General features: G+C 69.7%; 22 protein-coding genes. 12 read left to right on the top strand and 10 right to left on the bottom strand.

Features of this window, described 5'->3' with window-relative positions; translation table 11 throughout:
• Window positions 1-168: 168 nt before the first annotated feature.
• Complete coding sequence (locus OG241_RS26205; RefSeq protein ID WP_405818449.1) at window positions 169-1,386, top strand: cytochrome P450; 1,218 nt, start codon at window positions 169-171, stop codon at window positions 1,384-1,386.
• A gap of 45 nt (window positions 1,387-1,431) precedes the next feature.
• Here OG241_RS26205 and OG241_RS26200 read toward each other — a convergent pair whose 3' ends face one another.
• The 4 genes from OG241_RS26200 to OG241_RS26185 form a co-directional block, all read right to left on the bottom strand.
• On the bottom strand, window positions 1,432-2,277 hold the full coding sequence (locus tag OG241_RS26200) for an SMP-30/gluconolactonase/LRE family protein (RefSeq protein WP_405818447.1): 846 nt from the start codon (window positions 2,275-2,277) through the stop codon (window positions 1,432-1,434).
• 72 nt (window positions 2,278-2,349) lie between these two features.
• The gene (locus OG241_RS26195; protein WP_405818445.1) at window positions 2,350-2,610 is read right to left on the bottom strand and encodes a hypothetical protein; all 261 of its coding nucleotides are present in this window, start codon (window positions 2,608-2,610) and stop codon (window positions 2,350-2,352) included.
• A gap of 109 nt (window positions 2,611-2,719) precedes the next feature.
• Window positions 2,720-4,333, bottom strand: a complete 1,614-nt coding sequence (locus OG241_RS26190) for an ABC transporter permease (protein WP_405818443.1) — start codon at window positions 4,331-4,333, stop codon at window positions 2,720-2,722.
• Window positions 4,330-5,235, bottom strand: a complete 906-nt coding sequence (locus OG241_RS26185) for an ATP-binding cassette domain-containing protein (protein ID WP_405818441.1) — start codon at window positions 5,233-5,235, stop codon at window positions 4,330-4,332. Before OG241_RS26185 ends, OG241_RS26190 begins: the two co-directional genes overlap by 4 nt.
• 73 nt (window positions 5,236-5,308) lie before the next feature.
• Between OG241_RS26185 and OG241_RS26180 the strand changes: the two genes are divergently transcribed.
• On the top strand, window positions 5,309-5,827 hold the full coding sequence (locus OG241_RS26180) for a GbsR/MarR family transcriptional regulator (protein WP_405818440.1): 519 nt from the start codon (window positions 5,309-5,311) through the stop codon (window positions 5,825-5,827).
• A 125-nt stretch (window positions 5,828-5,952) separates the two neighbouring features.
• On the opposite strand, the gene OG241_RS26175 is transcribed toward OG241_RS26180, so the two are convergent.
• Window positions 5,953-7,494 carry an APC family permease gene (locus OG241_RS26175; RefSeq protein WP_405818438.1) on the bottom strand — a complete coding sequence of 514 codons (1,542 nt, stop codon included), beginning with the start codon at window positions 7,492-7,494 and terminating at the stop codon, window positions 5,953-5,955.
• A 154-nt stretch (window positions 7,495-7,648) separates the two neighbouring features.
• Here OG241_RS26175 and OG241_RS26170 point away from each other — a divergent pair, with 154 nt between their 5' ends.
• Window positions 7,649-9,043: an ethanolamine ammonia-lyase subunit EutB gene (locus OG241_RS26170; protein WP_405818436.1), complete on the top strand. Its 1,395-nt coding sequence runs from the start codon at window positions 7,649-7,651 to the stop codon at window positions 9,041-9,043.
• Window positions 9,040-9,858: an ethanolamine ammonia-lyase subunit EutC gene (eutC, locus tag OG241_RS26165; RefSeq protein WP_405818434.1), complete on the top strand. Its 819-nt coding sequence runs from the start codon at window positions 9,040-9,042 to the stop codon at window positions 9,856-9,858. Before OG241_RS26170 ends, eutC begins: the two co-directional genes overlap by 4 nt.
• A gap of 19 nt (window positions 9,859-9,877) precedes the next feature.
• On the opposite strand, the gene OG241_RS26160 is transcribed toward eutC, so the two are convergent.
• Complete coding sequence (locus OG241_RS26160; RefSeq protein ID WP_405818433.1) at window positions 9,878-10,294, bottom strand: DUF6086 family protein; 417 nt, start codon at window positions 10,292-10,294, stop codon at window positions 9,878-9,880.
• A 173-nt stretch (window positions 10,295-10,467) separates the two neighbouring features.
• Between OG241_RS26160 and OG241_RS26155 the strand changes: the two genes are divergently transcribed.
• Window positions 10,468-11,751, top strand: a complete 1,284-nt coding sequence (locus OG241_RS26155; RefSeq protein WP_405818431.1) for a hypothetical protein — start codon at window positions 10,468-10,470, stop codon at window positions 11,749-11,751.
• Window positions 11,752-11,836: 85 nt separating this feature from the next.
• Here the strand turns inward: OG241_RS26155 and OG241_RS26150 are convergent, their stop codons facing one another.
• Window positions 11,837-12,739 carry a diacylglycerol kinase gene (locus OG241_RS26150; RefSeq protein ID WP_405818429.1) on the bottom strand — a complete coding sequence of 301 codons (903 nt, stop codon included), beginning with the start codon at window positions 12,737-12,739 and terminating at the stop codon, window positions 11,837-11,839.
• A gap of 195 nt (window positions 12,740-12,934) precedes the next feature.
• Here OG241_RS26150 and OG241_RS26145 point away from each other — a divergent pair, with 195 nt between their 5' ends.
• The 3 genes from OG241_RS26145 (at window position 12,935) to OG241_RS26135 (ending at window position 16,025) form a co-directional block, all read left to right on the top strand.
• A complete protein-coding gene (locus OG241_RS26145) occupies window positions 12,935-14,218 on the top strand; it encodes an adenylosuccinate synthase (RefSeq protein ID WP_405818427.1) in 1,284 nt (427 codons plus the stop codon).
• A 137-nt stretch (window positions 14,219-14,355) separates the two neighbouring features.
• On the top strand, window positions 14,356-15,630 hold the full coding sequence (locus OG241_RS26140; protein WP_405818425.1) for an ATP/GTP-binding protein: 1,275 nt from the start codon (window positions 14,356-14,358) through the stop codon (window positions 15,628-15,630).
• Window positions 15,630-16,025: an RloB domain-containing protein gene (locus OG241_RS26135; RefSeq protein WP_405818423.1), complete on the top strand. Its 396-nt coding sequence runs from the start codon at window positions 15,630-15,632 to the stop codon at window positions 16,023-16,025. The genes OG241_RS26140 and OG241_RS26135 overlap by 1 nt, the downstream gene beginning before the upstream one ends.
• Before the next feature lie 34 nt (window positions 16,026-16,059).
• On the opposite strand, the gene OG241_RS26130 is transcribed toward OG241_RS26135, so the two are convergent.
• Together OG241_RS26130 and OG241_RS26125 are read right to left on the bottom strand one after the other, a co-directional pair.
• Window positions 16,060-16,665, bottom strand: coding sequence for a Uma2 family endonuclease (locus tag OG241_RS26130; RefSeq protein WP_405818421.1), 606 nt, complete (start codon window positions 16,663-16,665; stop codon window positions 16,060-16,062).
• 107 nt (window positions 16,666-16,772) lie between these two features.
• Window positions 16,773-18,761, bottom strand: a complete 1,989-nt coding sequence (locus OG241_RS26125) for an Ig-like domain repeat protein (RefSeq protein WP_405818420.1) — start codon at window positions 18,759-18,761, stop codon at window positions 16,773-16,775.
• Between the two features lie 275 nt (window positions 18,762-19,036).
• Between OG241_RS26125 and OG241_RS26120 the strand changes: the two genes are divergently transcribed.
• From OG241_RS26120 to OG241_RS26110, 3 genes are all read left to right on the top strand, one after another.
• Entirely contained in the window at window positions 19,037-20,866 is a 1,830-nt protein-coding gene (locus OG241_RS26120) for a bifunctional metallophosphatase/5'-nucleotidase (protein WP_405818418.1), read from the top strand.
• A gap of 190 nt (window positions 20,867-21,056) precedes the next feature.
• Window positions 21,057-22,016: a hypothetical protein gene (locus tag OG241_RS26115; protein WP_405818417.1), complete on the top strand. Its 960-nt coding sequence runs from the start codon at window positions 21,057-21,059 to the stop codon at window positions 22,014-22,016.
• 16 nt (window positions 22,017-22,032) lie between these two features.
• Window positions 22,033-22,689, top strand: coding sequence for a hypothetical protein (locus OG241_RS26110; RefSeq protein WP_405818415.1), 657 nt, complete (start codon window positions 22,033-22,035; stop codon window positions 22,687-22,689).
• A 20-nt stretch (window positions 22,690-22,709) separates the two neighbouring features.
• Here OG241_RS26110 and OG241_RS26105 read toward each other — a convergent pair whose 3' ends face one another.
• Entirely contained in the window at window positions 22,710-23,504 is a 795-nt protein-coding gene (locus tag OG241_RS26105; RefSeq protein WP_405818413.1) for a helix-turn-helix domain-containing protein, read from the bottom strand.
• A gap of 262 nt (window positions 23,505-23,766) precedes the next feature.
• On the opposite strand from OG241_RS26105, the gene OG241_RS26100 reads away from it, so the two are divergent.
• A complete protein-coding gene (locus OG241_RS26100; RefSeq protein ID WP_405826425.1) occupies window positions 23,767-24,438 on the top strand; it encodes a DUF4097 family beta strand repeat-containing protein in 672 nt (223 codons plus the stop codon).
• Window positions 24,439-24,452: the final 14 nt, after the last annotated feature.

Raw genomic sequence — 24,452 nt, 5'->3', positions numbered from 1 at the left:
TACTCCTGTTCGGGGCGGCCACCCTAAGCCGGGGATCACCGGGCGGGTCAAGAGTCCACGGGAGAAGGTTCCGCGACGGGCAGCCGAACTCCGCCCTCCGCCGGCCCGCGTCGCCGTACGGTGGGACGTCCCTGGTCAGATGGGGGTGGCTCGGGCTAGCGTCCCTGCATGGCAGCTGCATCCGACCTCGCTTTCGACCCGTGGGACCCGACGTTCGTCGCGGACCCGTACCCCGCGTACGCCGAACTGCGAGCCCGTGGCAGGGCCCTGTTCTACGAACCCACCAACCAGTGGCTGGTCCCGCACCACGCGGACGTCTCGGCACTGCTGCGCGACCGCCGCCTGGGCCGCACGTACCAACACCGCTTCACCCACGAGGACTTCGGCCGCACGGCACCCCCGCCGGAACACGAGCCGTTCCACACCCTGAACGACCACGGCATGCTGGACCTGGAGCCGCCGGACCACACGCGGATCCGCCGCCTGGTGTCGAAGGCGTTCACCCCGCGCACGGTGGAGGGCCTGAAGCCGTACGTGGAGCAGCTCGCCGGCGACCTGGTCGCCGCGCTGGTGAAGGCGGGCGGCGGCGACCTGCTGACGGACGTGGCGGAGCCGCTGCCGGTCGCGGTGATCGCGGAGATGCTGGGCATCCCGGAGGCCGACCGTGCCCCACTGCGCCCCTGGTCGGCGGACATCTGCGGCATGTACGAGCTGAGCCCGTCGGAGGAGACGGCGGCGAAGGCGGTACGGGCGTCGGAGGAGTTCACGGAGTATCTGCGGGACCTGATCGCGGCCCGCCGCGAGAAGCCCGGCGATGACCTGATCTCGGGCCTGATCGCCGCGTACGACGAGGGCGACAGGCTGACGGAACAGGAAATGATCTCGACCTGCGTGCTCCTGCTCAACGCGGGCCACGAGGCGACGGTCAACGCGACGGTGAACGGCTGGTGGGCGTTGTTCCGCAACCCGGCCCAGCTGGCGGCCCTGCGCGCGGACCACTCCCTGATCCCCTCCGCCGTGGAGGAGCTGATGCGCTACGACACCCCGCTCCAGCTCTTCGAACGCTGGGTACTGGACGACATCGAGCTCGACGGCACGGTGATCCCGAGGGGCAGCGAGGTGGCCCTGCTCTTCGGCTCCGCCAACCACGACCCGGAGGTGTTCACCGCCCCCGGCTCCCTGGACCTGACCCGCACGGAGAACCCGCACATCTCCTTCAGCGCGGGCATCCACTACTGCATCGGCGCCCCACTGGCCCGAATCGAGCTGGCGGCGTCGATGAGCGCCCTGCTGAAGGGCGCCCCGAACCTCCGCCTGGCCACGGAACCGACCCGCAAGCCGAACTTCGTGATCAGGGGCCTGGAGGGCCTGCCCGTCGAACTCTGACCCGGGCGGGCCGGCAGCCGCGGTGAGACGCCGCGCCTGGCGGGGTCAGGGTTTCCCGGCGCCCCGTGCCGGTGCGGGGAACGCCACCACCTGCCCGTCGGGTTGCCGGGGCTCGGGGCCGCCCCAGGTCTGGCCGACGACGAACAGGCGGGGGTCGTCCCCGCGGCTGAGTGCGCAGGCGAAGGCGCCGCGGTCCAGGTCGACGGTGGCGAGTACCTCACCGCCCTCGCGCACGCGAACACAGTGCTGGTTGCCGACGTCGGCGTACCAGACGGCGCCTTCGACATCCATGCAGATCCCGTCCGGGTGGTCGCCGGGCGTCTCCGCCCACACGCGCCGGTCGGCGAGGCCGCCGTGGCTGTCGCGGCCGTCGATGGCATAGGCGGTGAGCCGGTTCGCGTACGACTCGGCGACGATCAGCGTGGCGCCGTCCGGGCTGATCGCCATGCCGTTGGGGAACGCGAGGCCGTCGGCGACGCGACTGACGTCGCCTTCCGGTGTGACGAGCACGATCAGACCCGGTGCGAACTCACCGCCGGGAAAGTCGAAACCGATGGTGTTGACGTAGGCGTTGCCCCGGTCGTCGACCACGATGTCGTTCCACGGTTTCTCCGAGACCTTGGAGAGGTCGGCATGCTGGACGAGTGATCCGTCCGGTTCCCGGCGCAGCAGCCGTCGTCGTGCCGAGTCCACGACGAGCAGGCGCCCGTCCGGGAGGAAGTCGATGCACATCGGGAAGGACGGGACGGTCGCCACCACCTCATGGCGTCCGCCGGCGTCAAGCGCGATCACCTGGTTCGCACCCCAGTCGGAGAACCAGAGTCGCTCGTCGTGCCAGCGCGGTGACTCGCCGAACACGATGCCTTCCATCAGGACCTCGGGTGCGTTCATCGCGCTTCTCCTCTCGCCGCGTGGCGCATCGTGGCGCCTCGTGTAGGGACAGACCTGTCCCGGCACCAGAACTCATCTCACTTGAGCCGACCTCCGATTCCGGGACCTGCGCCGCCGCGCCCCGAGACCCTGCACCGCGGCCCAGGCGCACAGTCCGGCGGCGATGCCCGCGAGGAACAGCAGCGGCAGCTCGGCGTAGAAGACGCTCCAGTCGGGGCCCTGCTCGAAGCGGCGGACCCGCCCCTGCGCCCGGACGGCCCACACCGTGAGCCCGGCGCACACCCCGAGGGCGACGGTCAGACATCCTGCGGCGGCCTGTGCGCGTTGTCCCATGTCGGGGAAGGACGCGCCCCCGGGAGGGGAGGTTCCACCCGGCCTGGCGCACGAGGACCCCTCCCGGGGTGGCGGTCGCTGCTCTACGTCACGTTTCTACGTCACTGTGCTACGTCGCCATGTCCCGTCGTCGCAGCCCCGCCAGTCCCGCGGCCACCAGCACCACCGCGACCCCGGTGAGGGCCGACACAGGCCCCCAGGCCATCTCCCCGCCCGGCAGCTTCGGCAGGTGGCCGAACGGTGACAGGTCCAGCACGCCCTGCGGCACGTCCAGCGCCGGGCCGATCCACCCCACCAGCAGCGCGAACCCGGCAACACCCCAGGCTCCGACGGCCAGTTGGGGTGACAGTCCGTACAGCAGGACCGCCAGTCCGCCGACCACCAACACCGCCGGGACCTGCACCAGGCTCGCCGCGAGGAGGGGGCCGAGGTCGTCCCCGTAGCCGAGTGCCAGGCCCAGGCCGCTCAGCAAAAGGATCAGTACCGCGCCGCCGAAGGCGATCACCAGGTGGCCCCCGGCCCAGCGCAGTCGTCCCACCGCGCCCGCGAGGATCGGCTCGGCCCGTTGTGACGTTTCCTCGGCGTTCAGGCGGAGTACCGACGAGACGACGTACAGCGCCGCCACCATGCCGAACATGCCGGCCATCGTGGCGAGGAAGGCGTTCTCGATGCCGGACTGGCCGCCCATCCGCTCGATGATCTCCCGGGTTCTGGCGTTGTCGCCGACCAGGTCCGCCGCGCCCTTCGTCAGCCCGCCGAAGGCGGCCCCGGCCGTGAGGAACCCGATGCTCCAGCCGAGGACAGTGCCCCGCTGCAGCCGCCAGGCCAGCGCGCCCGCCGTGCCCAGACGGCCTGTCGCCGGCCCGGGGCGGGTGGGGAAGAAGCTCATGCCGACGTCCCGGCGGCCCGCCAACTCGTAGGCCAGCCAGCCCTGTAGCGCGGTCGCGGCCACGAACAGGCCCAGCACCCACCACCGTTCGTCCGCGAACGGCCGTACGTTCTCCAGCCAGCCGATCGGCGAGACCCAGGTGAGCGGTGACGAACCGTCGTTCGTCGCGGAGTCGCCCGCCGCGCGCAGCACGAACGCCACGCCGAGCAGGCCGCCCGTCAGGCCCTTCGCCAGCCGCGCGCTCTCCGTGAACTGCGCGACGATCGCCGTGAGGGTGGCGAACGCCGCTCCCACGCCCCCGATGCCCAGGCCCAACGCCAGCGCACCCGACGCGCCCCGGCCGGCCAGTCCGCCCGCGATCAGCAGCGCGAGCACGGTGTTCGCGACCAGGGCGGTGAGCAGCGCCGCCGTCAGGGGGGCGCGGCGGCCCACCATCGCCGACGAGATCAGTTCCTGGCGTCCGCTCTCCTCCTCGTCACGGGTGTGCCGTACGACGACGAGCAGGCTCATGATGCCGGCGAGGACCGCCGCGTAGCCGCCGATGCGCCAGGCGGTCAGGCCGCCGATCGAGTCGCTGAACACCGGGCCGTACGTGGCTCGCAGTGAGCTGTTGGTGGACAACTGGCGGGCGATGTCCGCGCGTTCGGCGGGGGTGGAGTACACGCTCTCCAGGGAGCCGGGCAGGGAGATCACCAGGAGGGCCGTCACCGCGACCCACACCGGGATCATCACCCGGTCGCGCCGCAGGTTGAACCGCAACAAGGCCGCGGTTCCCGCCAGTTGGCGTGTACCGCCAGTCCTCCGTACTGCCAGGGCTGACGTGATGGCGGTCATCGGGTCACCGCTTCGCCCTGGTAGTGGCGCAGGAACAACTCCTCCAGCGTCGGTGGCGTCGCCCTCAGCGACCGTACGCCCGACTCCGTGAGCGAGCTCAGCACCGCGTCCAACTTGTCGGTGTCCACCTGGAGTTGGACGCGCCTGCCTTGTACGTCGAGGTCGTGGACGCCAGGGAGACGGGCCAACCCGTTGGGTGTGCCCGCCAGTTCCGCCGTGATGCTCGTCCTCGTGAGGTGGCGCAGGTCGGCGAGGGAGCCGCTCTCCACGGTCCGGCCCTTGCGGATGATGCTGACCCGGTCGCACAACTCCTCGACCTCGCTGAGGATGTGGGAGGAGAGCAGGATGGTTCTGCCCCTGTCCCTCTCCTCCTCCACGCAGCGCTGGAAGACCTCCTCCATCAACGGGTCGAGGCCCGAGGTCGGTTCGTCGAGGATCAGCAGGTCGACCTCCGACGCGAACGCCGCCACCAGCGCCACCTTCTGGCGGTTGCCCTTCGAGTAGGTCCGGCCCTTCTTGGTCGGGTCCAGCTCGAACCGGTCGATCAGGTCGGCGCGGCGCGCCGGGTCGAGGCCGCCGCGCAGTCTGCCGTACAGGTCGATGACCTCGCCGCCGGACAGGTTGCGCCACAGGGTGACGTCACCGGGGACGTAGGCGATCCGGCGGTGCGCCTCGACGGCGTCCGCCCACGGGTCCCGGCCCAGGATCCGCGCGGTGCCCGAGTCGGCGTGCAGCAGGCCGAGCAGGACGCGGATCGTCGTGGACTTGCCGGAGCCGTTGGGGCCGAGGAAGCCGTGCACTTCGCCGGTCTCCACGGTCAGGTCGAGACCGTCCAGGGCGTGGGTCCTGCCGAACGACTTGTGGAGTCCGGAAACCTCGATGGCGGGGCTGGCCTTCGTCATGTTTCCGAACGTACGCTTACTTCAGAAATTTGTGAAGTTAAGGAAGCGTATGAATGACGGTTACGCTTTGCGTATGACGGAACCGGGTGCGGCGGCGGGTGCGGCGGACAGCGGGCGGGACCCCGAGGTGGTGTCGAAGTTCGTCGAGAGCTTCGCCGCCCAGCTCGTCGAGGCCGGTATGCAGCGTATGGCCGGCCGCGTCTTCGCCGCGCTGCTCGCCTCCGACGCAGGCGCCCTGACCTCGGCCGAACTCGGCGAACAGCTCCAGGTCAGTCCGGCCGCCGTGTCCGGCGCGGTGCGTTATCTGTCCCAGGTGCACATGGTCTCGCGGGAGCGCGAACCCGGCTCGCGGCGTGAGCGGTACCGGGTGCACAGCGACCAGTGGTACGAGGCGCTGACGAACCGCGACGCGGTCCTCAAGCGCTGGAGCCAGACCCTGCGCGGGGGCGTCGACAGCCTCGGCGCCGAGAGCCCCGGCGGTCGGCGGATCGCCGAGACCCTGGCCTTCTTCGAGTACATGGAGGGCGAGCTCACCAAGCTGATGGAACGGTGGCACGAGGAGCGCGCCCGAATCTTCGGCAACCAGCCCTAGCGCCCCCAAGGGGGCAACGCCCCCAAAGGGGCGCGGGGAACTGCGCGCCCAGCCACAGATGACCCGCAGTCACCCAGCGACAGTTACCAACCCACAGTTCCCCGACAGCGCCTTCGAGCGGAGCGTTACCGCTCCTTCGTCTCCTCCAGCACCGTCCGCCCCAGCAGCGCGTACCGCTCGGGGGCGCGGTACTTGAGGTAGGTGGCGTAGCCGATCCCGGCCGCCGCGATGAGCGCGACGAGCCACGGCGTCGCCTTGAGCACCAGTGAGCCCGACTCCGTGCCCGCCGCGACGCCCATGTTGGACACCAGCAGCACCACCACCGCGAGCATCGCGACGCCGCCGATGAGCGGGGCCGTGAACGTCCGGAACCAGTGGCGGCTCTCCGGGTGGTTCTTGCGGAAGTAGGCCAGGACCGCGAAGGAGCAGACGGCCTGGACGACGAGGATCGCCATCGTGCCGAGGATGGCCAGCAGGACGTACGTACCGCTGTACGGGTCCTTGTGCGCGGCCCAGAAGCCGAGCAGCAGCAGGGCGCTGATGATCGTCTGGACCAGGCCGGCGACGTGCGGGGAGCCGTGGGAGGGGTGGGTGCGGCCGATGGTGCGCTTGAGGGAGGGGAGTACGCCTTCGCGGCCCAGCGCGTACATGTAGCGGGCGGCGCAGTTGTGGAAGGCCATGCCGCAGGCCAGCGAGCCGGTGATCATCAGCCACTGCATGACGACGACCGCCCAGTGGCCCACGTAGTGCTCGGTCGGGTTGAAGAACAGGGCGAGGGGGTTCGAGGACGAGGCCGCCGCGACGGCTTCCTGCTCGCCGTTGCCCGTGATGGCCATCCAGGAGACGAAGACGTAGAAGACGCCGACGCCCAGGACGCTGATCATCGTCGCCTTGGGGATGATCTTCTTCGGGTCGCGGGACTCCTCGCCGTACATCGCCGTCGACTCGAAGCCGACCCATGACCAGAAGGCGAAGAAGAGGCCGAGGCCGGCGCTGGTGCCCTGGAAGGCGTTGACCGGGTTGACGGGGCCGAAGGTGAAGCCGTTCGGGCCGCCGCCGTGCAGGGCGACCGAGATCGCCATCGCGGCGAGGATCGTCACCTCGGTGCCGAGGAGGACCACCAGCAGCTTCTCGGCCACCGACACCCCGAACCACGTACCCGTGGCGTTGATCGCGAGCATGACGATCGCGAACACCCACCAGGGGACGTCGACGCCCGTCTGGTCCAGCACGGTCTCGTTGGCGAAGGTCGAGAAGATGCCGATCAGGGCGGGCTCGAAGACCACGTACGCGAAGGTGGCGAGCAGTCCGGAGGCGAGGCCGACCGTGCGGCCGAGGCCGTACGAGATGAAGCCGTAGAAGGCGCCGGTGGACGTGATGTGCTTCGCCATCGAGGTGAAGCCGACGGCAAAGATTGCCAGGACGACCATTGCGACCAGATAGCTCGCGGGGGCGCCGATGCCGTTTCCTGCCGACACCATGAAGGGTACGTTGCCCGTCATCGCGGTGATCGGGGCGGCGGTGGCGACGGCCATGAAGACCACGCCCAGCAACCCGATCGCGTTCGGCTTGAGCCGGTGAACCGTGCCGTCGCCGTCGGGGCTTGCGCCCGTACCCCCACCCCAACTCGTGTTGTCCGCCGGGGCTACGCCCTCGTCCACTGCCATCGGGTGGCCCCTTCCTGGTTGCCTTGCCGTGCACTGCCAATGGGGTGGAACTCTGTAGCCCGAATAAGTCGGTCAAGGGTGTCGGCGCGTTAAATGTTTGTCAACCAGACCTTTAGAAATCTGGCGGCAACACGTGGCTCGTACGGTCGTCGCCATGAGCACGTACACCTCCACCCTCGGCGGCCACAGCTTCCGCTTCGACTCCCTCGCGCGCCTGCTCGCCGCCGCGAGCCCCGAGCGCTCCGGCGACCGGCTGGCCGGCCTCGCCGCGGACTCCGCGCAACAGCGGGTCGCGGCGCGCTGGGCGCTGGCGGAGGTGCCGCTGGAGCGGTTTCTGGCCGAGCCGGTGGTCCCGTACGAGGACGACGACGTGACCCGGCTGATCATCGACACCCACGACCCGGCCGCCTTCGCGCCGGTGGCCGCGCTGACGGTGGGCGGATTCCGGGAGTGGCTGCTGTCGGAGGCTGCGGACGCCCGGACGCTGGCCGCCGTGTCGCCGGGGCTGACGCCGGAGATGGTGGCGGCGGTGTCCAAGCTGATGGGGAACGCCGATCTGGTCGCCGTGGCACGCAAGGTGAGCGTCGTGACCGCCTTCCGTTCGACGATCGGGCTGCCCGGCCGGCTGGCCACCCGCCTTCAGCCCAACCACCCCACCGACGACCCGGCGGGTGTCGCGGCGGCCCTGCTGGACGGACTGCTGCTCGGCTCGGGCGACGCGGTCATCGGCATCAACCCGGCGACGGACAGCCCGAAATCGGTGAGGGATCTGCTGGAGCTGCTGGACGGAGTCATCCAGCGGTACGGGATCCCCACCCAGTCCTGTGTGCTCTGCCATGTCACGACGAGCGTGGACCTGATGGAGCGCGGCGCCCCGGTCGACCTGGTCTTCCAGTCCATCGCGGGTACGCAGGCCGCGAACGCCTCCTTCGGGGTGACCCTGGGTCTGCTGGACGAGGCGTACGCGGCGGCGGGCGAGCTGAACCGGGGGACGATCGGGAGCAACGCGCTGTACTTCGAGACCGGGCAGGGCAGCGCGCTGTCCGCCGACGCGCATCACGGGGTGGACCAGCAGACGGTGGAGGCACGGGCCTACGCGGTGGCCCGGCGCTACGACCCGCTGCTGGTGAACACCGTGGTCGGCTTCATCGGCCCCGAGTACCTCTACGACGGCCGCCAGATCCTCCGCGCCGCCCTGGAGGACCACTTCTGCGGCAAGCTGCTCGGCCTGCCCATGGGCCTGGACATCTGCTACACGAACCACGCGGACGCCGATGACGACGACGTGGCGACCATGCTCACCATGCTCGGGGTCGCGGGCGCGTCCTTCGTCATCTGCACGCCGGGCGGCGACGACATCATGCTCAACTACCAATCCGCCTCGTACCACGACGCGTTGTACCTCCGCGAGGTCCTCGGGCTGCGCCCGGCACCGGAGTTCGAGGCCTGGCTGGACGGCATCGGCCTGCTGGACGAGCGGGGAGCGATCCGGGACGTCTCCGGTACGGCACATCCGCTGACGGCGATCGGAAAGGAACTGGCGGCATGACGGAACGTCAACTTGCTGCTGTGGCCGATGACTTGACCGACGACGTGACCATGTGGGCGGCGCTACGGCGGCACACACAGGCCAGGATCGGCCTCGGCCGCGCGGGCTCGGCCCTCCCCACCCGCCACCGCCTGGAGCTGCAGGCCGCGCATGCCGCAGCCCGGGACGCGGTGCACTCGCCCTTCGAGCCGGAGATCGTCGCGGCCGGCCTGGCGGGCGAACCGACGGTACGGGTACGCAGCGCCGCCGGTGACCGGCTGACCTACCTCCAGCGCCCCGACCTGGGGCGCCGCCTGGACGACATCGACCGTGCGCACCTCCCCGGCGGTGACTGGGACCTGGTGTTCGTCGTGGCCGACGGGCTGTCCAGCCGGGCGGTGCACGAGCACGCGGCGCCGATGGTGCGGGCGACGACGGCACTGCTGCCCCCGGGGTGGCGCGTGGCCCCGGTGATCCTGGCCGAACAGGCCCGGGTGGCCCTCGGGGACGACGTGGCCCACGCCATGGGCGCCGCGATGGTGGTCGTGCTGATCGGCGAACGGCCCGGTATGTCGGCGGCGGACTCGCTGGGCGCGTATCTGACGTACGCCCCGCGCCCGGGCACGACCACGGACGCGGACCGCAACTGCCTGTCCAACATCAGGCCCCCGCTGGGCCTGACCTACGAATCGGCGGCGGGGAAACTGGCGACGCTGATGGGGAGGGCGCGGGAGTTGGGGCTGACGGGGGTGGGGCTGAAGGACGAGTCGGACCTTTCGGCCCGTCTGGGGGTCCCCCCTCTGGGGGAGATCGACAAGGCCCGTTCAGGTCCGTAGGGGGGAAGAGCAGCGGAGGTCAGCGGGCCATGGACCCTTGCAGCTCGCGGGCCTGTTCGCGCGCGGTGCCCGCCCAGTCGTGCTGTGGCGGTGCCGGCGCCTGGATGTCCGTCCGGCCCTCGTGGCCCATGCGTGGTTCCGGCCAGTCCACGCGGATACGGGCCCGTTCCCCGAGGGCCAGTGCCGTGGCGATGAACCCGGCGCTGAGGGCGTCGACGATGCCGTGATTCGTACGGTCACGCCATGCCAGCAGGGTGCCGACGAACGCCTCGTAGACGACCGGGTCCACCTGGCACTCGTCGCTCTCCATCGGCCCGATGCCCGACGGGACCCCCAACACGTCCTCGTACAGCCGGACTTGCCGAACGAAGAGCTGGGCGGCCCCGTTCGACGGGTTCCACAGCGTCTCGTCGCCCATGTCGAAGTACTGGCTCAAAACTGCCCCTCCCGGCTGTGATCGCGGAGTGCGGAGTAGGCAGAGGGCTCGCCCGCACTGACAATCGGGTGACGACACACCCATCATGACAGCTCAGGGCGTGTTTTCGTAGGACGAACGGCACAGCTCAGCACGCTTGTTCGGCCCTCCTCCCGGCCCCCAGAATCTCCGCTGTGAATCACTCGGGGAAAGTCGATCAGGACGACATCGTGCGGGCGCGGAACATTCTGCTCGCGTCGGGACGCCGTACTCCACAACAGGAGGTCCGTGCCTATCGGGTGCTGGCCCAGGTCAGCCCCGCCTCCTACCTGCCCCTTCTGGTCCAGGCCCTGCAAGCCCTGAGTTACGACACCAGCGTCGGCAGACCGCATCCGGCCTCCCTCGCGCTGTGCGAGGAGGCGGTGGCCGCGGCGCGGGCCATCGACCCGGCGGAACCCAACCGCGCGGATGTTCTGTACGGGGCACTCACGTCGTGCCAGAGAGAGCTGTACACCGTGGGCCGGCGCGCCGAAGGGCTCGCCATGCGCGCCGAGATGCTCGCCATCGGCCGTGCGCAGGCCGCGCTGTCCGGAAACCCCGCGGTCTGGGGACTGGGGGTCTGGGCTACCGGTCTCTCCGAGGAGGGCCGCTATGCCGAGGCCGCCGACGCCCTGACCGAGTTGGTCACGGCGATTCTGCCCGGCGGGCCCCGCGAGGGGGCGCTCGCCTGGTCACTGCTGGAGTGGATCGCCGCCCTCGACGATGCCGAGCGGCCCGCCGAAGCACTCGCCGCGTTCGAGACACTCGTCGACATGGAAGCGGCCGAGGCCGCGAACCGCCCTGACTCGGTGGCCTGTCATCTCTTCGCGCTGATCGGGTACGCGCACCTCCTCGACACCCATGCCCACGGCGAGCGCGCGACCGCCGTACGGCAACAGGCACTCGCCTTGCTGACGGAGTTGGCCGCCACCGGTGAACGCAGGTCCTGGGGCAGCTACCAGGTGTCCTACTGGGCGGTTCTGCTCCCCTTCTCCGGCGCCGACAGCGAACAGCCGACGCTCGGCGAACCGCGTCCGCCCTCGGGAACGGACCTCCTCCAGTGGTCCCCCGACGTCAGGCAGCACTACTTCGACAGCCTTCGCACCCTGCGCGAACAGGTGGACGTCCTCGCTCCACGAGCCGCCGAGGATCCGGATCGGCACCTGGCCGAACTGGTCCGACTGCACCGGGTGCTCACCGTCCGCTCCGCCGTCTACTGGGAGCATCGCACCCATCTCTTCGCGGAGCGGGTGGGTTCCCTGTTCGACGACGGAGTGGACCTGGCCCGCCGCCTGTCCGAGCACCGTCCGGCGGAGGGAACCCCGATCCTGGCCAAGGTCCTGATCGACCGATCGACGTTCCGCACCGCCACCGGCGAGACCCGTGCCGCTCTCGCCGACCTCCGGGAAGCCCTGAGTCACCTGGGCGAGGCCGACTGACGTAAGCCGGCCGGTAGCCGCGTGAGGACTCGTGCGTACACGTGGGTACGCGTGCGTACGGGTCAGGAGTCGTGCGTACGAGTCCTCACCCCGGCAGCGTCAACCCCCACGCCCCTTCCCGCACCACCCACGTCCGCCGCCGCACAGGCCCACTCACGATCCCCGAATCCGCCCGGTACCGGAAGTCCGCCCCCGACACCGTCACCCGCGACCCCACCGCCCCCAGCGGAGTCGCCTCCGCACCCACCGACACCGGACGCACCTCCACCCGCGCGCCGCCGGACCTCCCCGGGGTCAGGGTCACCGCCTCCACCGGCTGGTCCAGGTCCACGAGGGTCACCCCGTCCACCTCGACACGCAGCCGTGAGGGCCCGAGGCTGCCCGGTACCGGGGCCATCCGGGGGCCCCGAGCCCCTCGGACCGGCCGTACCGCAAGTGTCCGTACCAGGGACTGGCAGGTCCGCAGCCAGGGATGGGACGCGCCCCCGGCGACATCCTCGGCCTCCATCGCACCCTCACGCTCACCGGCGCCACCGGCCGGCCCCCGCAGCGCGGGAATGCGCACCGCGCCCACCACCACGCCGTCGCTGTCGTCGACGAGCAGGTCCAGTCGGCGTTCGACGCCCTCCAGGACGGCCCGTGCCGCGGCCACCGCGCCCGTGGGCACACCCAGCGAACGGGCCAGGGACATCCCACCGATCGCTCCCACCGGGACGACGGACAGCGCACATCCGGCCAGTTCCCGCTGCCGGTGCAGCAGGGCCACCGTACGCAGCAGGGCCCGGTCGTCGCCGATCACCACCGGCCTCCGGGACCCCCTCCTCGCCAGTGCCCGAGCGAATTCCTCGGGACCTTCCGGGAGGCACACCTTTGTCCTCGCACCCGCGCTGAGCACGTCTTTCGCGATTCGTACAGACTCGCCGTCCGTCCGCCGGGCGACCGGGTCGATGACCACGAAAAGCTGGTCGGAAGTCGCCACCTCGGTCATGCCTCGCTTCCTCGGGTAGCATCTTTGTGCAAGAGCCCCTTGCGCTATTGCGCCAGGGGCTTGGTCTATTCCGGGGCATCCGGGTCCGACGGGTTGCGGCCGATGAGGGTCGCCGGTGTACGAAGCATGAGCCGTGAGCTCTGACGCGTACGCCCCTGGCCTTGGACATGCCCCGCCCGGAAGGGGTGTACGCGCGTGCCCGCACTTGTGCTGCTCGGTGCTCAGTGGGGTGACGAAGGTAAGGGGAAGGCCACGGACCTGCTTGGCGGGTCTGTGGACTATGTGGTGCGCTACCAGGGCGGCAACAACGCCGGCCACACGGTAGTCGTGGGCGATCAGAAGTACGCCCTGCACCTCCTCCCTTCCGGAATCCTCACACCTGAATGCACACCCGTCATCGGCAACGGCGTCGTCGTCGACCCGTCGGTCCTGTTCTCCGAGCTGAACGGGCTGAACGAGCGAGGCGTCGACACGTCCAAGCTCCTGATCAGCGGTAACGCTCACATCATCACCCCGTACAACGTGACCGTCGACAAGGTGACGGAACGCTTCCTCGGGAAGCGGAAGATCGGCACGACGGGCCGCGGTATCGGCCCGACGTACGCCGACAAGATCAACCGGGTCGGCATCCGGGTCCAGGACCTGTACGACGAGTCGATCCTGACGCAGAAGGTCGAGGCGGCGCTGGACGGCAAGAACCAGCTCCTCACCAAGGTCTTCAACCGCCGCGCGATCGAGGTGGAGCAGGTCGTCGAGGAGCTGCTGACGTACGCGGACCGGCTCAAGCCGTACGTCGCCGACACCGTCCTGGTCCTCAACAAGGCGCTCGACGACAACAAGGTGGTCCTCTTCGAGGGCGGCCAGGGCACGCTCCTGGACATCGACCACGGCACATACCCCTTCGTCACGTCGTCCAACCCGACGGCGGGCGGCGCCTGCACGGGCTCGGGTGTCGGCCCGACGAAGATCAGCCGGGTCATCGGCATCCTCAAGGCGTACACGACCCGCGTCGGCGCCGGCCCCTTCCCGACCGAGCTCTTCGACGAGGACGGCGACGCGCTGCGCCGTATCGGCGGCGAGCGGGGCGTCACCACCGGCCGTGACCGGCGCTGCGGCTGGTTCGACGCGGTCATCGCCCGCTACGCGACCCGCGTCAACGGCCTGACCGACTTCTTCCTCACCAAGCTCGACGTCCTCACCGGCTGGGAGGAGATCCCGGTCTGCGTGGCGTACGAGATCGACGGCAAGCGCGTCGAGGAACTCCCGTACTCCCAGACCGACTTCCACCACGCGAAGCCGATCTACGAGACCCTCCCCGGCTGGTCGGAGGACATCACGAAGGCCAAGTCGTTCGCGGACCTCCCGAAGAACGCCCAGGCGTACGTGAAGGCGCTGGAGGAGATGTCCGGCGCACCGATCTCGGCGATCGGCGTCGGCCCGGGGCGCACGGAGACGATCGAGATCAACTCGTTCATCTGACCGTTCCTCGCGCTCTCCGGCGGTCGGCCTGCTCCGCAGCCGACCGCCGGACCCGTACGAGGGCGGCGCATCCGAACCGCGCATCCGACCCGCAGACCCGGCGGTCTGGCTAATCTGTCCGCCATGAAGGAGCCAGGATGCTGCTGAGATTCCGGGTGGCGAACGTCCGGTCGCTGCGCGACGAGCAGGAGCTGTCGTTCGTCGCCCCCGAGGACGACGAGGCGGAGCGCGCCGCCGCCCGCGAGACACTGCTCTCCGACGGTAGTCGGCTCCCCGTCCACACCGTCCTCGGCGTCTTCGGCGCCAACGCGTCCGGCAAGTCCAACGTCGTCGCGGCTCTGAAGAAGATGCGCCTCGCGGTGCTCAGCTCGTATACCGACTGGACCTCGTACGACGGCATCCCGCGAGACGAGTTCTCCCTGGACCCCAAGGCCGCCTCCGAGACCTCCCTCTACGAGGCGGACTTCGTCCTCAAGGACGGAGTCCGCTGGACCTACGGCTTCGAACTGGGCTCCCGCAGGGTCGAGGCGGAATGGCTCTACGCCTACCCCAAGGGGCACGGGCACCGCCAGACCTGGTTCGAACGGGACGCCACCCGGGACACCCCCTTCGACTTCAAGGGCAACCGGCTCCACGACCGCGTCCGCCTGGCCCGCACCGTCGCCTCGGACGCCCTGCTGCTCACCCGTGCCGGAAACGCCGGCCACGAACAGCTCATGCCCGTCTTCGACTGGTTCAGGGACAACCTCTGGGACGTCACCCCGGAGACGGAGCGCACCCAGCGCGAGGACTACACCGCCCTGCGGCTGCTGCGCAGCGAGGAGTTCCGCCGAAGGGCGGAGGAACTGCTGCGGGTGGCCGATCTGGGCATCGCCGGGGTGGAGGTCGAGCAGACCTCGTCCGGCCGCCCGCTGGTCCGGCTGGCTCACTCGGGAGGGGGCGGGAAAACCCTCATGGACTGGGACGCGGAGTCCTGGGGCACCCGCTCCTGGTTCGCGCTGATCGGCCCGCTGCTGCTGGCTCTCGACACCGGCGCGGTGCTCCTCGTCGACGAACTCGACTCCAGCCTGCACCCGCGTTTTGCCGCCGAGGTCGTCCGCCTCTTCCAGTCGTCAAGGGTGAATCCCAAGGGCGCGCAGCTCGTCTTCACCGGCCATGACCCTTCCCTGCTACGAGCCCCGGGAGGCGGCCGGCTGCTGCAACCGGGCCAGATCTGGCTCACGGAGAAGGACGAGCGGGGAGTCACCGTGCTGTCGTCGGTCGCCGAATGGGAGCCGACGGAGGAGGAGGACCTGATGGCCTCCTACCTCGCTGGCTCCTTCGGGGCGGTGCCGAAGGTGTCGGAAGGGCAGATCGGACGACGGCTGCTGCGGTCGGACGAACTGGCGCGGACGGAATCGGAAGAGGGCTGATGGCGAGGACAAGGGGCGGGGACGGCATCAACCGCAAGAGGGGAGGAAGCGGGGCGAAGGGCCGCGCCGTCCGGGCCCGTCAGGTCTACATCTTCACCGAGGGCGAGGTCACCGAGCCCGAGTACATCGACATCATCATGAAGAACGGCACCCCGGCGAAGGCGGGCGAGACCGTCCAGCACCACATCGGCAATCCCAACGCTGAGGGCAAGTTACGCAAACCCCTGCGTCTGGTCCAGGAAGCGGTCCGCACCCTGCGCAAGGTCGAGCGGGAGGCCGCGGATGCCGGACTGAAGCGGGACAAGGACTGGAACTGGCCGCAGGTATGGGTGATCTTCGACCGCGACGACCACCTGTTGGGGAGACGGGTGTGGATGGGCGATCTGGCGCGGTGACGCTTGGCGGTACCCGCGTAGCCCGCTTCTGGAGTCAGCTCTCGGTCACAGGGGCCTGGAACCCCGCGGTGTCGAGTTCGCAGCCGAAGGGGTCGGGGATGTAGAGCTTCTCCCCGAACGGCTTGGTGAGACGGGACTTGTAGCCGTTCTCGTACGGCTCCAGGAACAGGCTGGCCTCTTCCTCCTGCATGTCGAGGACCAGGTAAACGGGGACTCCTGCCTTCCCGTAGACCTCGACCTTGTCGGTGAGGTCGTCGATCCGGGTGGAGGGGGACGTCAGCTCGGCGACAAAGGAGAGGCCTTCCCCGTCCAGCCGGTTGCTGGTGCTCCGACGGGTACGCCGGTGGGCGGCGTGGATGTCGGGGCCGTAGGCACGTTCGGCGCCCGGGAACACATACAACAAGGGTCCCCAGCTGATGCGGTGTCCCTCGGGCAGGCAGGGGCGCAACTGGTCGCAGACCAGATCCATCACGTCGGCGTAGTACGCCTTCGACCACGGCGACACGACGATGTTCCCCTTGATGATCTCGGCCTTGTAGCCGTCCGGCAGGTCGAGCTGGTCGAGGGCGTCCAGCAAGCCCTCGAAGCTGGGGGGCTCCGTGCCGCTTATCGTGATCGGTCGCTCCGTCATCAACGTCATGATGCGCCTTTCACCTGAGACAAGCCAGCTGCCACACAGCGTAGTCGAGCGCACACCGTGTGGCAGCTGTTCCTCTCAATGCCTCAGGCCTCCAGGAGTGCGGGTCCTCAGCTCGTGAAGATGAAGTACTTCCACGCCCCGTGCGTGGTCGCGTTCACGTTGTCGCCCGATGCGCCGTCGAGGTAGGACGAGCGGATGCGGAAGCGGTAGCCGATGTCGTGCGTGCCGCCCAGTTCGACGCGGGAGATGCCGGCCGAGTCCAGTTCGAAGTCCTTGGAGCCGCCGCTGAACCAGGTGCCCTCGTAGAAGTACTGGATCTGGAGGCGCTGCAGGCGGTGCGGGTACGCCGTCATGGACGTCGTGAACAGCGGGGTCGTGGCCTGGTGGAAGTAGGCGTACGTCTGGCCGTACACGTTCTTGTTCTTGTACTGGCGGCTGACCGACGTCGACACCTTGACCCTGGTGTAGACGTTGCTGGCGACCGTCTTGGGCGCGTAGCGCGCGTCGCCCGTGAACCGTGCCGTCAGGCGGGTGTCGCGGGTGAGCTTGTACGTGGTCGAGAAGTCGCCGTTCCGGTTGACCGTGCCGGTCTTGACCAGCTTGTTGGGCCGGTCGGAGCCGGCCGGGTCGGCCCAGATCTCGACCTTGCGGTTCTTGTACGTCTTGCCGAGGTGCGCCGTGAACTTGACGCTCTTCGCGTAGTCGTACGTCTTCTTGTTGTTGGAGAGACGGATCGAGGTCGCCGCGCGCGAGACGTCGACCGTGTCCGAGCCGGAGGACGCCAGGTGGTCGGCGTCGCCCGCGTACGACAGCACGTACGTCACCTTGCCGCCGGCCGGCGGGCTGTTGGTGAAGGTGAACGTGCCGTTCGCCGCGACCGTCGCCGTGCCGATCTTCCGGCCGCTCGGGGCGTCCAGGTCCTTGCGGGTGATCGTCAGCTTGGCGCCCGCCGGGACGGCCACCTTGCTGGTGATCTTGCCCTTGACCGTGAGCTTCTTGGTGCGGTCGGACTTGGCCGGGGCGGTGACGGAGACGCTGGTGACGGCCTTGGTCGGGTTGTTCAGGACACGCAGCTCGTACGTGCCGTTCAGGGCCGTGATCGCGAAGAGGCGGGACCTGTCCGGTGCCCAGCCGAGGCCCGCCGGGGCGAGGGCGCCCGTGCCGGTGCCGTTGATGAAGTCGTAGTCCCGGACGGAGGCCGCGCGGTTCGGCCTGTAGATGTGCAGACCCTGGCCGAAGTTGGTGTCGTTGCCCGCCGCGACCGTGCCGTCGGCGGCGACGGCCACCGCGTTCGCGGCCCCCGCGTCGTCGGCGTACGTGCCGTCCGCCGTGAGGTCGGAGGTCTTGAACGCCACGTGGTTGGACGGGTCCTGGGCGGCGGCGACGACCCGCGCGCCGTCCGCCGTGACCGCGAGGTCGCGCAGCTCGCTGCCCGCGACGGTCTTGCGCGCGGTGGCGGTCGCGGTGCCCGAGGAGACGTCGTACACACCCAGCTCGGTCCAGGCCAGGCCCGGCAGGCCCGCGACGAGACTGTTCGAACCCGGCGCCGCGTCCAGCAGGGGCGAGGCGCTCCACGGCTTGGCCGTGTCGGCCTCCAGCGTGACCTTGTGCTCGGGGTCGGCCAGGTCGACCGAGCCGATGTTGCCGGAGCCGGAGGTGCCGTATCCGAACCAGAGTTTGCCGCCGGCGAGGGCCACGGAGCGCGGGTTGACGTCACCCGTGGCGTACCGGGCCGACTCCCTGGCCGTGACCGTGTCGATGGCGAAGATCGCGTCGCCGGTGTCGCCGACGCCGTCGGGTACCGCCGCGTAGACCGTGCGGGAGTCGGCCGAGAGCTCCAGGCCCGTGACGCCGCGCAGTCCGGACACCTCGGCGACGAAGTTGCCCCGGTAGTCGGTGACGACGACCCGGTTGCTCGCCGGATCGCTGACGAAGACCCGCTGGTGAACGCCGTCCACGGCGATGTCACCGAACGAGGTGATGCCCAGGTCCCGCTGGTCGTCCGCCATGGCATTGCTCGCCACGCCGGTCGTGAGCGCGACGGAACCGAAAGTGAGTGCGACCGCGAGCGCGGTCGACAGAGTGCGTCTGTGCACGATTATTCGAACCCCCCGGTACGAAAGTGCCCTGAAGTGGGGCCAGTTGGTCTCTGTGTAGAGCCAGTGAAGAGCAGCGTAGGTTACACCGCTGACACAAGGTGCACGGGGGGTTAACGGGACGGGTGGGTACCCCTTCTTTCGCTCGAATTGACCGGGACATGGCCTGTCATGGCCTGTTCTTGGTTCCTGGTGGGCCGGTGTGCCGTCACGATCTACGCGTGTAGCCACCGTTGTCGACACCGCTACCGACGCCGACTGCCCAGGAGTTCCCCATGCCTATCTCGCCCATGAACCGACGCCAGTTCATGCACAAGTCGGCCGTCACCGGTGCCGCCGTGGCCGCCGCCGGGACCGTCGCGGCAGCCCCCGCGCAGGCCGCCGACCGTGCCGACGCGCACTGCAAGCCGCCCCGCACCTGGACCTTCTCCATCCTGGGCACCACCGACCTGCACAGCCACGTCTTCGACTGGGACTACTACACGGACGCCGCCTACAAGGACAAGGCCGGCAACTCGGTCGGCGTCGCCCGCGTGGCCACCCTCATCAAGCAGCAGCGCGCGGAGAAGGGCGAGGACCACGTCCTGCTCGTCGACGCGGGCGACATCATCCAGGGCACGTCACTGGCGTACTACTACGCGCGCGTGGACCCCATCGACGCGGGCAAGGGCAAGCGCGGCCCCGAGCACCCCATGGCCATCGCCATGAACGCCATGCGCTACGACGCCGCCGCCCTCGGCAACCACGAGTTCAACTACGGCATCGACACCCTCCGCAAGTTCGAGAGCCAGTGCCGTTTCCCGCTCCTCGGCGCCAACGCGCTCGACGCGAAGACGCTCCGGCCCGCCTTCCAGCCGTACACCGTCAAGCGCATCCGGGTCCCCGGCGCGCCGGACATCAAGGTCGGCATCCTCGGCCTCACCAACCCCGGGATCGCCCTGTGGGACAAGGACAACGTCGCCGGGAAGATGACGTTCACGGGTCTCGTCGAGCAGGCGAAGAAGTACGTCCCGCGGATGCGCGCCCTCGGCTGTGACGTCGTCTTCCTCACCGACCACTCGGGCCTGGACGGCAGTTCGTCGTACGGGACCGAGCTGCCGTACGTCGAGAACGCGTCGAACCTGGTCGCGGAGCAGGTGCCCGGGATCGACGCGATCCTCGTCGGGCACACGCACACCGAGGTGTCGTCCTACACGGTCACCAACAAGACGACCGGCAAGGACGTGGTCCTCTCCGAGCCGTACTGCTACGGCATGCGCCTGACCGTCTTCGACTTCGAGCTCGAACTCGACCGCGGCCAGTGGAAGGTGACCAGCACCAAGGCGAAGACCCTCAACAGCAACGCGGTCGCGGAGGACGAGCAGATCACCAAGCTGCTCAAGGCCGACCACGACCTCGTCGTGAAGTACGTCAACACAGCTGTCGGCACGTGTACGGCGGACCTGTCGGCGGCGGAGGCGTGCTGGAAGGACGTACCCGTCATGGACTTCATCCACCAGGTCCAGATGGCCACCGTGGCCACCGGTCTGTCGACCGCCGACGCCGCCCTCCCGCTGATCTCGGTCGCCGCGCCCTTCAGCCGCAGCGCGGACATCCCCAAGGGTGACGTCAGCATCCGCGACGTCGCCGGGCTCTACATCTACGACAACACCCTGTACGGCAAGAAGCTGACGGGCGCCCAGCTCAAGGACTACCTGGAGTACGCGGCGAAGTACTACCACCAGGTGCCGGTGGGCACGGCTGTCGACACCGCGACGCTGACGAACGCCAACAGCTTCTGGGACTACATGTACGACACGGCCGCCGGCGTCGACTACGAGATCGACATCGCCGCGGCGGAGGGTTCGAGGATCAAGAACCTCTCCTACAAGGGCACCGCGGTCACGGCTGACCAGGTCTTCGTCGTCGCGGTGAACAACTACCGCGCCAACGGCGGCAGCGGCTACCCGCACATCGCCGCGGCCGACATCGCGTACAGCTCCACCAACGAGATCCGCCAGCTGATGATCGACTACGTGACGACGAAGGGCACCCTGAACCCCGCCGACTTCGCCGTCACCAACTGGAAGCTGACGCAGGGCGGCACGGCGGTGTTCCCGGCCTGAGTGGACTGACCTGAGTCGATCGACTGTGACCCGGCGGCCCGTCCTCGGGGCCGCCGGAGTCCGGCGGAGTCCGTCGGGGGTGGTTCTTGGTGGATCTCGCGAGGTGAGGAGCTAGAGAAACGCTTGCGTTTCGATGGACACCCACGTAGCTTGTCGGTACGAAACCGTTTCGTATCGATGGGAATATGTGATGACGAGCTCCCCAGTACTCCTGGCCGTCGCCCTCTCCCTCGTTTCCGCGCTCTGTTACGCCACGGCCGCCGTGGTCCAGGAGCGGACCGCCGCCGGAACGGCGAACCTGCGTGGCGCGCTCGCCCGGGGCTCGTGGTGGGGAGCGGTCCTCCTCAACGCCGGCGGCGCGCTGCTGCACGTGGTCGCCCTGCGCTACGGCCCGCTGAGCCTGGTGCAGCCCCTCGGCGTACTGACCCTCGTGGTCGCGGTGCCCCTGGGCTCGCTGGCCGCCCGCCGCCGGACCTCGGGCACGCAGTGGCGCGGCATGGCCCTCACGCTCGTCGGACTGACGGCGCTGCTGACCGTCACCGCCTCGGGCGGCTCCCCGGACAGCACCCTGAGCACCACCGGGGTCCTGGCGGTCGCTCTCGCCGCCGCCTCCGTGATCGCGGTTCTCGTACGACTGGCCTCGGGCCGTTCCGGCCGGGGCGGCCTCGCCTTCGCTGCGGCCTCGGGCATCGCCTCCGGAGTCGGCTCCACGCTGGCCCAGAAGCTCGCCGTAGGGGCGGGCATGTCGTGGAGCGCGGCGCTGGTCGCGGTCCTCACCGTCGGGTTCGCGGCGGGCGGGCTGCTGCTCGCCCAGAAGGCGTACGGCAGCGGCCTCGGCGGCCCTCTCGCGCTGCTCACCCTCGTCAACCCGTTCGCCGCGTCCGCCATCGGCGTCACCCTGCTCGGCGAGGGCTTCCAGTACGGCGCGACCGGCACCCTCCTCGCCCTCGCCGGCGCGACGGCAGCCGCACGTGGAGTGGTCCTGCTGAGTCGGCCCCAGGCCCAGCCTCAGGCCCAGACCTCGTCCCAGATCCAGCCCCAGCCTCAGTTCCGCTCCGAGTCGCAGCCCGATGGTCCCGCCCGCCTCGACGTAGGCGTATCCCACCTGCGACCCACCCGGATCCTCGCCGGCACCAGCCGGGCAGCCTGAAATGGAGAACACGACGATGACGCCGACAATGACGACGACGGCACCCGTGACGGCCCCCAAGAACATGGTTCAACTGCGTCCTGCGACAGCCGTGCGCGCGGCGGGACTGGTGGACGTGCCGGCGGTGGTGCGCATGATCGCGTCGCCCGCACCGACGGGCTCGTGGGAGCGGACGCAGAGTGCGATGCGGCTGGTGCTGGCCCACTACGCCCTCGAAGAGGGCCGGATCTGGGTGGCCGAGCGGCAGGACGGCGGGCTCCTCGCGGCTGCCGTCTGGCTGCCGCCCGGCGTCGGCTCCGAGCCGCCCGACACCCGTTTCAGCAGCCTGCTCTCGCGTGAGCTGGCGACCGGCCCGGAGGACTGCCCGGCCCTGCCGATGTGGCTGAAGGACGTGGGGCCCGAGCTGCCGCACTGGAAGGTGTTCATCGTCGGCGCGCTGGACGACACGAGCGCCTGGGACCACACCGTGGCCGCCGATCTGCTGGCTCCGGGCCTGCGGGCCGTCGACGACGAGGCCGGGACCGCCGTCGCGGTCACGCTGTCCCCCCGCCACGGGGACCAGTTGCGGTCCCTCGGCTTCCGCGGCCCGCGCGAGGTCCACCTCGGACCGGGGGCGAACGGGTGGCTGACGACCCGTCACCCGGTAGTCGAGGCGCGCCGGTTGAGTGCCTGAAGCAACGTGGTGTGGTGCCGTCACCGGTCCTCGGGCATCGGCACCGGCGTAGGTGTCGGCAGGTCATCGGCACCGGCATCGGCGGGGGCGTCGCTCGACGGTGTCACCGGTTTCGAGTGCAGGATCTCGCGGGCCTGCTGTGCGGCGCGGGCGATGCTCTCGGAGACGAAGTCGAGGAACCGGGCGATGTTCTCCAGGCGGGCGGCGGCCGGGGTGCCGGAGCCGAGGACGCCCACGCCCTGGCGCGCGATCCCGACGAGCTGGGCGGTGGACCGGGCGCTGGCCATCATCGAGTCGTACCAGACGTCGTCGTCGACGACATAGCGCTCGCGGCGCCGTTCGCCCGGTTCCCGGCGGACCATGCCCTGGCTCTCCAGGAACGTGATCGCCTTGGACACGGACGCCGGGCTGACGTCGAGGCGCTGGACGAGTTCGGAGGCGGTGAGGCTGCCGGAGTCGGTGAGGGTGAGACAGGCCATCACCCTGGACATCATCGTGGGCATGCCGGACGCGGTGAGGACGGTGGTGAACACCTCCTCGAACTCGCGTACGGCACCAGGGTCACGTCCGTAGGCGGGCGCGGGTGGCTGCGGTCCCCGGGGTGGGGTGGTCCGGCGCCGGTGGGCGCGGCGTTCGGTGGCGCGGTGGGCCACGTCGGCGCGGTAGGCGGTGGGGCCGCCGTTGCGCGTCACCTCGCGCGTGACGGTGGAGGTCGGGCGTTCGAGACGCCTGGCGATCTCCGCGTAGGCGAGACCGTCGGCCAGCCCCAGCGCGATCTGCTGACGTTCGGGCTGGGTGAGCCTGCCTCCCGGCATCGGGGTCTCCTCCGTGGTTCCTGTGCCCTGCTGATCCCTGACGCCCGAGTGTAGCGTTAGCTCCCAATTCATTGCAACGAATGCAAGGGCTGATGTTGCGTTAGATTGCTCTCCAGTGCAACGATTTATCGGATCTGGCCTGGTGTTATGGCTCTCGCGTGCAACAAGACGATTGCCGCATCCTTGAATGCAACGTAGCTTTTCCATTGTTGGAAACAGCGGAGCTAGACCGATCCCGGTCAGCCCAGTCAAGGAGAGCATGATGCAGAAGTTCGACACCCCCGCCCCGGTCCTGGCCGTCCTAGACGTCCCCGCGGGCCGGATCCGGTTCATCGCCGCCGACCGCACCGACACGACGGTCGAGGTGCTGCCGGCGGATCCTTCGAAGAGTCGTGACGTGAAGGCTGCGGAGCAGCTGAGGGTCGAGTACGGAGAGGGCGTCCTGCGGATCGAGGCCGCACCGGCGAAGAGTCAGTTCCTCGGACACTCCGGGTCCGTCGAGGTGTCCGTGCAGTTGCCCGCCGGTTCCCGTGTCGAGGCGAAGACGGCCGACGCGGACCTGCGGGGCGTGGGACGCCTCGGGGATGTCACCTACGAGGGTGCGCGGGGCACGGTCAAGCTCGACGAGACCGACGGCGCCCGCCTCACCCTCCAGGCCGGCGACATCACCGTCGGCCGCATGGGTGGCCCCGGCGAACTCCGCACCCAGAAGGGCGACTTGTGCATCACCGAGGCCGTACGCGGCACGGTCACGCTGCGCACCGAGTCCGGCGACATCACGGTGGGCGCCGCCCGAGGGGTCTCCGCGACCCTGGACGCCGGCACCGCGTACGGCCGTATCAGCAACGCCCTTCAGAACACCGAGGGTGCCGCCGCCCAGCTCGACATCCGGGCGACCACCAGCCACGGCGACATCAGCGCCGGCAGCCTCTGAACGGGCGGGACTTC

Origin of the sequence: Streptomyces sp. NBC_01390 (assembly GCF_045040105.1) — a bacterium.
GTDB lineage: Bacteria > Actinomycetota > Actinomycetes > Streptomycetales > Streptomycetaceae > Streptomyces.
Note: the sequence above shows the minus strand (reverse complement) of the source record. Positions and strands in the feature narration are given on the sequence as shown.